Below are 11,834 nucleotides of genomic sequence, written 5' to 3' on the forward strand. Positions count from 1 at the left end.
ATGAACCAAAGAGAGCGGAACCCACGCCCTTGCGTTCGATATCTGAACAGTTGTGATGATGGGCTTTGTTGGATTGTGATGTTGACGCTGGTGGTTGCTTGTGGTTTGTTGTGTTGAGTTATGTTTGAAGAATGGTTCGGGTGCGGATGACGAGTCCGGCAGTGCAGCAGAAAGGCAAGGTGTCGTGAAGAAGACCTCGACCCGTCTGGCCGACGGTCGTGAGCTCGTCTACTACGACCTGCGCGACGACACCGTGCGGGACGCCGTGGACCGCCGGCCGCTGAAGCGGACCGTCACGACCTCCGAGATCCGCCGCGATGTGCTGCTCGGCGACTCGGTCGCCGTCGCCTCCCACCGACAGGACCGCACCTACCTCCCGCCCGCCGACGAGTGCCCGCTGTGCCCCTCCCGGGGCGAGCGGCTGAGCGAGATCCCGGACTCCTCGTACGACGTGGTGGTCTTCGAGAACCGCTTCCCCTCGCTCGCCGGCGACTCCGGCCGCTGCGAGGTCGTCTGCTTCACCTCCGACCACAACGCCTCCTTCGCCGACCTGACCGAGGAGCAGGCGCGCCTGGTCCTGGACGCCTGGACCGACCGCACCGCTGAGCTGTCCCATCTGCCCGCCGTGGAGCAGGTCTTCTGCTTCGAGAACCGGGGCCGGGAGATCGGTGTGACCCTCGGCCACCCGCACGGTCAGATCTACGCGTACCCCTTCACCACCCCCCGCACCGCCCTGATGCTCCGTTCGCTTGCCGCACACAAGGAAGCGACCGGCGGCGAGAACCTCTTCGACGCCGTCCTGGAACGCGAGCTCGCCGACGAGCGGGTCGTCCTCGAGGGCGAACACTGGGTGGCCTTCGTGCCCTTCGCCGCGCACTGGCCCTACGAAGTCCACCTCTATCCCCGCCGCCGCGTCCCCGATCTGCTCGCGCTCGACGAGGCGGCCCGCGCCGAATTTCCCAAGGTCTATCTGGAACTCTTGAGGCGCTTCGACCGGATCTTCGAGGGCGGGGACGACGGTGCGGGTGCCGTGGCCCGGACACCGACGCCGTACATCGCCGCCTGGCACCAGGCGCCGTTCGGCGCGCTGGAGGAGTTCGACGGCGTCACCAGAGACGACTTCGCCATTCACCTCGAGCTTTTCACCATTCGCCGCACTTCCGGCAAGCTGAAGTTCCTCGCGGGTTCCGAGTCCGGCATGAACGTGTTCATCAACGACGTGCCGCCGGAAGCCGCGGCCGAGCGACTGCGAGAGGTAGCGAGTTCATGAGTGGGAAGTACCTGGTCACCGGTGGCGCGGGATATGTGGGGAGCGTGGTCGCGCAGCACCTGCTGGAGGCGGGCCACGAGGTCGTCGTTCTCGACAACCTCTCCACCGGCTTCCGCGAGGGCGTGCCGGCCGGCGCTTCCTTCATCGAAGGCGACATCCGCGACGCCGCCAAGTGGCTGGACCCCTCCTATGACGCGGTCCTGCACTTCGCCGCGTTCTCGCAGGTCGGCGAGTCGGTCGTGAAGCCGGAGAAGTACTGGGACAACAATGTCGGCGGCACCATGGCGCTGCTCGGCGCCATGCGTGAGGCGGAGGTGCGCAAGCTCGTCTTCTCCTCCACGGCGGCAACCTACGGCGAGCCGGTCAGCACCCCGATCACCGAGACCGACCCGACCGCGCCGACCTCCCCCTACGGCGCCTCGAAGCTCGCGGTCGACCACATGATCACCGGTGAGGCGGCGGCGCACGGTCTGGGCGCCGTGTCCCTGCGCTACTTCAACGTGGCGGGCGCGTACGGGGCCTGCGGCGAGCGGCACGACCCGGAGTCCCACCTCATCCCGCTGGTGCTCCAGGTCGCACAGGGCCGGCGCGAGGCGATCTCGGTCTTCGGCGACGACTACCCGACGCCGGACGGCACCTGCATCCGCGACTACATCCACGTCGCGGACCTGGCCGAGGCCCATCTGCTGGCGCTGGACGCCGCCACCGCCGGCGAGCACCTGATCTGCAACCTCGGCAACGGCAACGGCTTCTCCGTGCGCGAGGTCATCGAGACGGTGCGCCAGGTCACCGGACACCCGATCCCGGAGGTCGTGGCCCCGCGCCGGGGCGGCGACCCGGCGGTCCTGGTCGCCTCCGCGGCCACGGCCCGCGAGCGGCTCGGCTGGAACCCGTCCCGCGCGGACCTCGCGGGGATCGTCGCGGACGCGTGGGAGTTCACGCAGAACATCGCAAGGGAGCAGTAGGTGGGCGTACGCGAGGGCTTCGAGGAGCTGTACGGGACGGCTCCCGAGGGTGTCTGGGCGGCACCGGGCCGGGTCAACCTGATCGGCGAGTACACGGACTTCAACGAGGGGTTCGTGATGCCGTTCGCACTGCCGCACACGGCGGTCGCGGCGGTCTCGCGGCGCACCGACGGGGTGCTGCGTCTGCACTCGGCGGACATCGAGGGCCCGGTCGTCGAGCTGCGCGTCGACGAGCTCCGGCCGCTGTCCGACACCGGCTGGGCCGCCTACCCGGCCGGGGTCGTCTGGGTGCTGCGTGATGCGGGCCACGCGATCACGGGTGCGGACCTGTATCTGTCCTCGACAGTGCCGACGGGCGCCGGCCTGTCCTCGTCGGCGGCGCTCGAGGTGGTCACCGCCCTCGCCCTGAACGACCTGTACGACCTCGGCCTCACCCGCCCCGAGCTGGCGAGGCTGGCCCAGCGCGCCGAGAACGACTTCGTCGGTGTGCCGTGCGGCGTCATGGACCAGATGGCGTCGGCGTGCAGCGCCGAGGGCCATGCCCTGCACCTCGACTGCCGCGATCTGTCCATCCGCCAGATCCCCTTCGACCTGGCCTCCCAGGACCTCGCGCTGCTGGTCGTCGACACACGCGTCAAGCACGCGCTGGGCGACGGGGCGTACGCCGAGCGGCGCGAGGGCTGCGAGGAGGGCGCACGGCAGCTCGGGGTCTCGCATCTGCGGGACATCGCGTACGAGGACCTTCAGGCCGCGCTCGCGCGTCTGTCCGACGAGCGGCTGCGCCGCTATGCGCGCCACGTCGTCTCGGACGACCACCGCGTCGACCGGGTCGTCGCCCTGCTCGACGCGGGCGACGTCCGGGGCATCGGGCCCGTGCTGACCGAGGGCCATGTCTCCCTGCGGGACGACCTGCGCATCTCCTGCCCGGAACTGGACCTGGTGGTGGAGACGGCGAACGCCTCCGGCGCACTCGGTGCCCGGATGACCGGCGGCGGCTTCGGCGGCTCGGCGATCGTCCTGGTGGAGGCCTCCGATGCGGACACGGTCATGAAGGCGATCGAGGAGGCCTTCGGCGCCGCCGGTTTCACGGCGCCCCGGGTGTTCCCGGCGGTTCCTTCGGCAGGGGCGCATCAGGTCGGCCGAAGCGCTTCGTGAGGGTGTACTCCGTGATCCCCGGCGGATAGTCGGGGATCACGCACACCACGTCGTAGCCCTGTTTCTTGTAGAACTCCGGGGCCTGGAAGTCCCAGGTCTCCAGGCGCGCGGCCGTGCAAACGCGCTCCTCCCGCGCAACGCGCTCCGCCTCGGCCAGCAACCGGGTACCGAGGCCCGTGCCGCGATGGCGGTCGTCCACCCAGAGGTAAGCGACGTACAGCCACGTCATCCAGGTATGGCCGACCAGGCCGCCGGCAAGTTCCCCCGCCGCGTCCAACGCCCATACGTGGAGCGGGACTTCGCGTTCACCAAGAGATCTGCGCAGTGCGCGCAGCACCGGGGACGCCGCCGTGTTCGTCTCGCGCAGCCGAGCACGGAGCAGATCCCGCCGTGCCTTGTCGACTTCCGTCTCGATACGAAACATGCGGCTCACCATAAACGTGCTGGCCAACCAGTTCTGCAAATTTCCTTCCGCTCCCGGTCCCTGGCCCTACCCTGTGAACAGCGCCGGTGGGGGCCGGTGTTGATCAGGGGGCGAAGACAGTCGGGTACGACGCCCGGGATGGGGGTAGCAGTTCCAGCACGGCGGCGGCCGTGCGGCTGCGGCGCCTCCGTCCCAGGTGAATGACCGGGGAGCACTCCGGGCGCCGTACCTGCGCCGGTCGTCCCCCGAGCTGTGGGGGTTTCAGTGATCCGCATCCGAGTTCTGGTCGTCGACGATCACCGCATCTTCGCCGAGTCGCTCGCCGCAGCCCTGGCGGCCGAGCCCGACGTCGACGTGTCCGCGGCCGGCAGCGGTCCGGCCGCGCTGCGCTGCCTCGAACGGGCGGCCGCGGAGGGCCGCAGATTCGACGTGATGCTCGTCGACGCCGACCTCGGGGGCAACGTCCCGGGCTCGCGTCCGGCGGTCCCCGTCCAGGAGGGCGACGAGGACGGACTCGTCGACGGCATATCCCTGGTCGCCGGTGTCCGTTCCGGGCAGCTCAACGTGCGGATCGTCGTCCTCGCCGAGAAGGACGATCCGCGCCGAGCCGCCCTCGCCCTGCAGGCCGGCGCATCCGGCTGGGTCGCCAAGGACTGCTCGCTGTCCCGGCTGCTCACCGTCATCCGGGGCGTGCTGCGGGACGAGACACATCTTCCGCCCGCCCTGCTCACCGGTGTCCTGCGTGAGTTGACCGCGGCGCGCAAGCATCGCACCGAGAGCGAGCGGCTGGTGGAGTCCCTGACGCCCCGGGAGCGGGAGGTGCTGCGCTGCATGGTCGCCGGGCTCGGCCGCAAGGCCGTCGCCGAGCGGCTGTTCCTCTCCCCGCACACCGTCCGCACCCATATGCAGAACGTCCTCGGCAAGCTGGGCGTCCACTCCACCCTCGCCGCCGTCGCCCTCGCCCGCCGCGCCGGTGTCGGGCCCGTCGACCTAGCCGGGGATGTTGTCGAACGGGGCGGTCAACTGGCGTAGCACTGCGGCCAGTTCACTGCGCTGGGCCGTGCTCAGCTCCGCCAGGATCGCGCGCTCCTGGTCGAGCAGCCCTGCGAGGGCCTGGTCGGCCCGGTCCTGACCCTCGTCGGTGAGGCGCACCAGCACGCCCCGGCGGTCGCTCGGGTCGGGCAGCCGCTCGACCAGGCCCTTCTTCGCCAGGCGGTCGATGCGGTTCGTCATCGTGCCGGAGGTGACCAGTGTCTGGGTCAGCAGCTGGCCGGGGGAGAGCTGATAGGGGCTGCCGGCCCGTCTGAGCGCGGTGAGAACGTCGAACTCCCAGGGCTCGAGACTGTGTTCGGCGAACGCCAGCCGGCGTGCACGGTCCAGATGCCGGGCCAGCCTGCTGACCCGGCTGAGCACTTCGAGCGGTTCCACGTCGAGGTCCGGGCGCTCCCGGCGCCACGCCGCGACCAGCCGATCGACCTCGTCCTCCATGGCGATCAGTGTAGTGGTTGTGTCGACATGAAGTCTCTTGGCGTAGAGTTTCTTGGCATCGAGATAGTTGGGCGCGAGGATGCTGTCCGTACGGAGGCGTCGTCGTACGGGGGCGCCGCCTCCGTACGACGACGCCCGCACCCGGGTGCTCCGCCGCCTCCGTCCGCTCGCCGTGAGGAGGCCCCGCCATGCCCGCCGCCCCCGTCTGGGACCCCGGTCAGTACCTGCGCCATGCCGGCCACCGCGCCCGCCCCTTCGCCGACCTGCTCGCCCGCGTCCCCGGTTTGGCCGGCGACCCGCCCCGCATCGCAGACCTGGGCTGCGGTCCCGGCAACGTCACCGCCCTGCTCGCCGACCGCTGGCCCACGGCACACATCACCGGGTACGACAATTCGCCGGAGATGCTCGACAAGGCCCACACCGACCACGAAGGCCCCACCCCGGGCGGCGGCCGCCTCGACTTCGCCCCCGCCGACGCCCGCACCTGGACGCCCGCGGAGCCGTACGACCTGATCGTCAGCAATGCCACCCTGCAGTGGGTGCCCGGGCATCCCGCCCGCTTCCCCGACTGGGTCGCGGGCCTCGCCCCCGGCGGCACCTTCGCCTTCCAGGTCCCCGGCAACTTCGACTCGCCCAGCCACCGTCTGATGCGGGAACTGGCCCACTCGCCCCGCTGGAAGGGCCGCCTCGCCGACACGCTGCGCCACGACGACGCCGTGCTCACCCCCGCGGCCTGTCTGGAGCGCCTCGCCGCCCTCGGCTGCACGGTGGACGTCTGGGAGACGACGTACCTGCATCTGCTCCAGGGCGAGGACCCGGTCCTGGACTGGGTGAAGGGCACCGGCCTGCGGCCGATCCTCACCGAGCTGGAGGACGAGGCGCAGGAGTTCATCGCCGACTACCGCGCGGCCTTGCGGGAGGCGTACCCGGCGACCGAGCACGGCACGGTGTTCCCCTTCCGCCGTATCTTCGCCGTCGCCACGAAGGAGGCATGAGCGATGCTCGCCGCCGTCGACCACGTCCAGCTCGCCGCTCCGCCCGGCTCGGAGGCTGCTGCGGGCGTACTACATCGATGTCCTCGGTATGAACGAGATCCCCAAGCCGCCGGTGCCGGCCGCCCGTGGGGGCTGCTGGTTCCAGGCGGGGCCGGTGCAGCTGCATGTGGGGATCGAGAGCGACTTCCGGCCCGCGAGGAAGGCCCACCCGGGGCTGCGGGTCACGGACATCGAGGCGTACGCGGCCCGGCTCGAGGCGCGGGGGGTCACGGTCACCTGGGACGGCGACCTGCCGGGTCACCGCCGCTTCTACTCACAGGACCCGGTGGGCAACCGGCTGGAGTTCCTGGAGCCGGTCACGACCGGCAAAGATCACCACAAGGGGTGATCGAGCGGAGGGCGCCTCAGCTCTTGCGATGACCTATCAGCCGCGGCTTCTGCTCCAGCCCGTCCAGGCCGTGCCACGCCAGGTTCACGAGGTGCGCGGCGACCTCGGCCTTCTTCGGGCGGCGCACGTCCAGCCACCACTGGCCGGTCAGGGCGACCATGCCGACCAGGGCCTGGGCGTAGAGGGGGGCCAGCTTGGGGTCGAATCCGCGGCTCTTGAACTCGCGGCCGAGGATGTCCTCCACCTGGGTGGCGATGTCCGAGATGAGGGAGGCGAAGGAACCCGTCGACTGCGGGATCGGCGAGTCGCGGACCAGGATGCGGAAACCGTCCGTGTACTCCTCGATGTAGTCGAGGAGGGCGAAGGCCGCCTGCTCGCACAGTTCGCGCGGGTGCCCCGCGGTCAGCGAGCTCGTCACCATGTCCAGCAGGCGTCGCATCTCGCGGTCCACCACCACCGCGTACAGCCCCTCCTTGCCGCCGAAATGTTCGTAGACCACCGGCTTGGAGACCCCGGCCTTCGCCGCGATCTCCTCCACCGACGTGCCCTCGAACCCCTTGGCGGCGAACAGCGTGCGACCGATCACCAGCAGCTGCTGCCGGCGCTCCGCACCGGTCATCCGGGTGCGACGGGTGCGCCGCGGCTTTTCGTTGCTGGGGGTGTTGGAGGAGTCGGTCGCCACGCGTCAATCATGCCGCGTCGGCGGTCGCCTTCCCGCGCCGGGAGCCGTTCCCGTCCGTGTTGCGGCGGGAATCGATACGTGAGCGTGACGGCCAGCGCACGTCGTACGCCCAGCCGAACTGCTCGAACCAGCGGATGAGCCGTGCCGAGGAGTCCAGCTGGCCGCGCTCCACGCCGTGCCGGGCCGACGTCGGGTCCGCGTGGTGCAGGTTGTGCCACGACTCGCCGCAGGACAGGATCGCCAGCCACCAGACGTTGCCCGAACGGTCGCGCGACTTGAACGGGCGCTTGCCCACCGCGTGGCAGATCGAGTTGATCGACCAGGTGACATGGTGTAGCAGCGCCACCCGGACGAGTGAGCCCCAGAAGAACGCGGTGAAAGCGCCCCACCAGGACATCGTCACCAGCCCGCCGATCAGCGGCGGCAGCGCCAGGGACACCGCCGTCCACAGCACGAACTGGCGGGAGACCGTCCGCAGGGCCGGGTCCTTGATCAGATCCGGCGCGTACTTGTCCTGAGGCGTCTGCTCCTCGTCGAACAGCCAGCCGATGTGCGCCCACCACAGGCCCTTGATCAGAGCCGGAAGCGTCTCGCCGAACCGCCACGGAGAGTGCGGGTCGCCCTCCGCGTCCGAGAACTTGTGGTGCTTGCGATGGTCGGCCACCCAGCGCACCAGGGGGCCTTCCACGGCCATCGAACCCGCGATCGCCAGCGCGATCTTCAGGGGCCGCTTGGCCTTGAACGAACCGTGCGTGAAGTGGCGGTGGAAACCGATCGTGATGCCGTGACAGCCCAGGAAGTAGAAGAAGACCATCAGGCCGAGGTCGAGCCAGCTCACGCCCCAGCCCCAGGCGAGCGGCACCGCCGCGACGAGCGCCAGGAACGGGACGGTGATGAACAGCAGCAGTGCGATCTGCTCGACCGAGCGCTTCTGCTCGCCGCCCAGCGTCGCGGAGAGCGGCGGAGTGCCGTTGTTCGCCTGCGTGGCGTCTTCCATCACATCGGAGCGTGCGGTCATGGGGCGTCCCCTGTGGGGTCGAGGGTTGAGGCAGGTGCCCGGATACGGTCCCAGGGTGCTCCCGTGATCTGACGGGAGACCCTACGGCTCCGTAACCTACGGCGTCGTAAGTATGGCAGTGCGTTGCCCGGCGGCAAGAGCCCGTGAGCCTGCGCGTCCGCCTGGACACCTATCCTGGAGTCGGTCGGACAGCGCGGTCCGCTTTGTTTTCTTCCCGGATGCCCGTTCCGTATGCGGCACCCGCCGCGCGGCACCCGTCCGGGTTCCCTCCCAGACGACATCTACCCGTCGCCCATCACCGCCCTTCCAGGTAGTCGCTGACGCGACGCACCTCCTGAATACTGCAAGGAGCCGCACCTGTGAGCAGTGCCGACGACCAGACCACGACGACCAGCAGCGAGCTGCGCGCCGACATCCGCCGACTGGGTGATCTGCTCGGCGAGACCCTCGTCCGGCAGGAGGGCCCCGAACTCCTGGAGCTGGTCGAGCGGGTCCGCCGGCTCACCCGAGAGGACGGAGAGGCAGCCGCGGAACTGCTGCGCGGCACCGAACTCGAGACCGCGGCCAAGCTGGTACGCGCCTTCTCCACCTACTTCCACCTGGCGAACGTCACCGAGCAGGTCCACCGCGGACGCGAACTGCGCGCCAAGCGTGCCGCCGAGGGCGGACTCCTCGCCCGTACCGCCGACCGGCTCAAGGACGCAGACCCGGAGCATCTGCGCGAGACCGTCACGCACCTGAACGTCCGCCCGGTGTTCACGGCGCACCCGACGGAGGCCGCGCGCCGCTCCGTCCTCAACAAGCTCCGGCGCATCGCCGCGCTCCTGGAGACCCCCGTCCTCGAGTCCGACCGGCGCCGCCACGACACCCGCCTGGCCGAGAACATCGACCTCGTCTGGCAGACCGACGAACTGCGCGTCGTGCGCCCCGAGCCCAGCGACGAGGCCCGCAACGCCATCTACTATCTCGACGAGCTGCACGCCGGTGCCGTCGGCGACGTCCTGGAGGACCTCACCGCGGAACTGGAGCGCGTCGGCGTCAAGCTCCCCGACGGCACCCGTCCCCTGACCTTCGGCACCTGGATCGGCGGCGACCGCGACGGCAACCCCAACGTGACCCCCGAGGTCACCTGGGAGGTGCTGATCCTCCAGCACGAGCACGGCATCAACGACGTGCTGGAGATGATCGACGAGCTGCGCGGCCTGCTGTCCCAGTCGATCCGCTACACCGGTGCCACCGAGGAACTGCTGGAGTCCCTCCGCGCCGACCTGGAGCTGCTGCCCGAGATCAGCCCCCGCTACAAGCGCCTCAACGCCGAGGAGCCCTACCGCCTCAAGGCCACCTGCATCCGCCAGAAGCTCGTCAACACCAAGCGGCGCCTCGCCCGGGGCACCCAGCACGAGCCCGGGCGCGACTACCTCGGCACCACCGAGCTCCTGCACGACCTCAGGCTCGTCCAGGCCTCGCTGCGCGCGCACCGAGGCGGCCTGTTCGCCGACGGCCGGCTCGCCCGCACCATCCGCACCATCGCCGCCTTCGGCCTCCAGCTCGCCACCATGGACGTCCGCGAGCACGCCGACGCCCACCACCACGCCCTCGGCCAGCTCTTCGACCGGCTCGGCGAGGAGTCCTGGCGCTACGACGACATGCCGCGCGAGTACCGGCACAAGCTGCTCGCCAAGGAACTGCGCTCCCGCCGGCCCCTCGCGCCCACACCGGCCCCGCTGGACGCGGCCGGCGCCAAGACCCTGGGCACGTTCGAGACGATCAAGCGGGCCCTGAAGGTATTCGGCCCCGAGGTCATCGAGTCCTACATCATCTCCATGTGCCAGGGCGCCGACGACGTGTTCGCCGCCGCCGTCCTCGCCCGTGAGGCCGGCCTCATCGACCTCCACGCCGGCTGGGCCAGGATCGGTATCGTCCCGCTGCTCGAGACCACCGACGAGCTCAAGGCCGCCGACACCCTCCTCGAGGACATGCTCGCCGACCCGTCCTACCGCCGGCTCGTCGCCCTGCGCGGAGACGTGCAGGAGGTCATGCTCGGCTACAGCGACTCCTCCAAGTTCGGCGGCATCACCACCTCCCAGTGGGAGATCCACCGCGCCCAGCGCCGGCTGCGCGACGTCGCCCACCGCTACGGCGTACGGCTGCGGCTCTTCCACGGCCGTGGCGGCACCGTCGGCCGCGGCGGCGGCCCCAGCCACGACGCGATCCTCGCGCAGCCCTGGGGCACCCTGGAAGGCGAGATCAAGGTGACCGAACAGGGCGAGGTCATCTCCGACAAGTACCTGATCCCCTCCCTGGCCCGGGAGAACCTGGAGCTGACGGTCGCCGCCACCCTCCAGGCCTCCGCCCTGCACACCGCGCCCCGCCAGTCCGGCGAAGCCCTCGCCCGCTGGGACGCGGCCATGGACGTCGTCTCCGACGCCGCCCACGCCGCCTACCGCCGGCTCGTCGAGGACCCCGATCTGCCCGCGTACTTCTTCGCCTCCACGCCGGTGGACCAGCTCGCCGACCTCCACCTCGGCTCCCGGCCCTCACGGCGCCCGGACTCCGGCGCCGGGCTCGACGGACTGCGCGCCATCCCCTGGGTCTTCGGCTGGACCCAGTCCCGGCAGATCGTGCCCGGCTGGTACGGCGTCGGCTCCGGCCTCAAGGCACTGCGCGAAGCCGGCCTCGACACCGTGCTCGACGAGATGCACGAGCAGTGGCACTTCTTCCGCAACTTCATCTCCAACGTCGAGATGACCCTCGCCAAGACGGACCTGCGGATTGCCCGCCACTACGTCGACACTCTCGTCCCCGACAGCCTCAAGCACGTGTTCACCGCGATCGAGGCCGAACACGAACTGACGGTCCGTGAGGTACTGCGGGTGACCGGCGAGCAGGAACTGCTCGACGCCGGCCCCGTCCTCAAGCAGACCTTCGCCATCCGCGACGCCTACCTCGACCCGATCTCCTACCTCCAGGTCGCCCTGCTCAAGCGCCAGCGCGACGCGGCGGCCGCGGGAGCCGAGGCGGACCCGCTGCTGTCCCGGGCCCTGCTGCTGACCGTGAACGGTGTGGCCGCGGGCCTGCGCAACACCGGCTGAGCCCTCCTGGCGCACGACGGTGCCCCCGTACTCGCCTGGCGGCGAGTACGGGGGCACCGTCGTGCCCGGCGGCCGTCAGTTCCGCGCGGCCCTACGACGCCACAGCACCAGGCCACCGCCCGCAGCCATCAGCGCGGCCGCGGCAGCCGCCAGCAGACCTACGGGAGCGCTGCTGCCGGTCTCGGCGAGGTCGCCGCCGGCGCCCTCGGCTGCCGGGGACGACGAAGGCGACAGCGTCGCTGCGCCCGCACCCGGGGACGAGCCCGGCGAGGCAGTCGCACCGGCAGGGGACGAGGACGAGGCGGACGGGGAGGACGACACGGAGGCGGACGGCTTCGAACCGCCGCCACCGCCCTT

The 11,834-nt window shown here is 70.5% G+C and carries 11 protein-coding genes and 1 pseudogene; 7 read left to right on the top strand and 5 right to left on the bottom strand.

The window, feature by feature from the left end; all coding sequences use genetic code 11:
• Window positions 1-184: 184 nt before the first annotated feature.
• The 3 genes from galT to galK are packed head-to-tail and all read left to right on the top strand — an operon-like array spanning window position 185 to window position 3,390.
• Window positions 185-1,270, top strand: a complete 1,086-nt coding sequence (gene galT / locus VXC91_RS17300; RefSeq protein WP_329508156.1) for a galactose-1-phosphate uridylyltransferase — start codon at window positions 185-187, stop codon at window positions 1,268-1,270.
• A complete protein-coding gene (gene galE / locus VXC91_RS17305; protein ID WP_329508157.1) occupies window positions 1,267-2,235 on the top strand; it encodes a UDP-glucose 4-epimerase GalE in 969 nt (322 codons plus the stop codon). Before galT ends, galE begins: the two co-directional genes overlap by 4 nt.
• Complete coding sequence (gene galK, locus VXC91_RS17310; RefSeq protein WP_329508158.1) at window positions 2,236-3,390, top strand: galactokinase; 1,155 nt, start codon at window positions 2,236-2,238, stop codon at window positions 3,388-3,390.
• Here the strand turns inward: galK and VXC91_RS17315 are convergent.
• Window positions 3,320-3,826: a GNAT family N-acetyltransferase gene (locus VXC91_RS17315; protein ID WP_329508166.1), complete on the bottom strand. Its 507-nt coding sequence runs from the start codon at window positions 3,824-3,826 to the stop codon at window positions 3,320-3,322. The genes galK and VXC91_RS17315 overlap by 71 nt on opposite strands.
• 252 nt (window positions 3,827-4,078) lie before the next feature.
• Here VXC91_RS17315 and VXC91_RS17320 point away from each other — a divergent pair, with 252 nt between their 5' ends.
• The gene (locus VXC91_RS17320) at window positions 4,079-4,846 is read left to right on the top strand and encodes a response regulator transcription factor (protein WP_329508159.1); all 768 of its coding nucleotides are present in this window, start codon (window positions 4,079-4,081) and stop codon (window positions 4,844-4,846) included.
• Here VXC91_RS17320 and VXC91_RS17325 read toward each other — a convergent pair.
• Window positions 4,805-5,302, bottom strand: coding sequence for a MarR family winged helix-turn-helix transcriptional regulator (locus VXC91_RS17325; RefSeq protein WP_329508160.1), 498 nt, complete (start codon window positions 5,300-5,302; stop codon window positions 4,805-4,807). The two genes, VXC91_RS17320 and VXC91_RS17325, sit on opposite strands and share 42 nt — an antisense overlap.
• A 188-nt stretch (window positions 5,303-5,490) precedes the next feature.
• Between VXC91_RS17325 and VXC91_RS17330 the strand changes: the two genes are divergently transcribed.
• On the top strand, window positions 5,491-6,297 hold the full coding sequence (locus tag VXC91_RS17330) for a trans-aconitate 2-methyltransferase (protein WP_329508161.1): 807 nt from the start codon (window positions 5,491-5,493) through the stop codon (window positions 6,295-6,297).
• Window positions 6,298-6,300: 3 nt separating this feature from the next.
• Window positions 6,301-6,685, top strand: a pseudogene (locus tag VXC91_RS17335) (VOC family protein).
• Between the two features lie 16 nt (window positions 6,686-6,701).
• Here VXC91_RS17335 and VXC91_RS17340 read toward each other — a convergent pair.
• Both VXC91_RS17340 and VXC91_RS17345 read right to left on the bottom strand, forming a co-directional pair.
• The gene (locus VXC91_RS17340) at window positions 6,702-7,367 is read right to left on the bottom strand and encodes a TetR/AcrR family transcriptional regulator (RefSeq protein WP_329508162.1); all 666 of its coding nucleotides are present in this window, start codon (window positions 7,365-7,367) and stop codon (window positions 6,702-6,704) included.
• Window positions 7,368-7,374: 7 nt separating this feature from the next.
• Window positions 7,375-8,385, bottom strand: a complete 1,011-nt coding sequence (locus tag VXC91_RS17345) for an acyl-CoA desaturase (protein WP_329508163.1) — start codon at window positions 8,383-8,385, stop codon at window positions 7,375-7,377.
• Window positions 8,386-8,744: 359 nt separating this feature from the next.
• Here VXC91_RS17345 and ppc point away from each other — a divergent pair, with 359 nt between their 5' ends.
• Window positions 8,745-11,477 (top strand): phosphoenolpyruvate carboxylase, encoded by a 2,733-nt coding sequence (ppc, locus tag VXC91_RS17350; protein WP_329508164.1) that lies wholly within the window; start codon window positions 8,745-8,747, stop codon window positions 11,475-11,477.
• Window positions 11,478-11,552: 75 nt separating this feature from the next.
• Here ppc and VXC91_RS17355 read toward each other — a convergent pair.
• The coding region (locus VXC91_RS17355; protein WP_329508165.1) for an LAETG motif-containing sortase-dependent surface protein at window positions 11,553-11,834 on the bottom strand (282 nt) is incomplete at its 5' end.

This window comes from Streptomyces chiangmaiensis (assembly GCF_036281785.1).
GTDB classification, from domain to species: Bacteria; Actinomycetota; Actinomycetes; order Streptomycetales; family Streptomycetaceae; genus Streptomyces; species Streptomyces chiangmaiensis.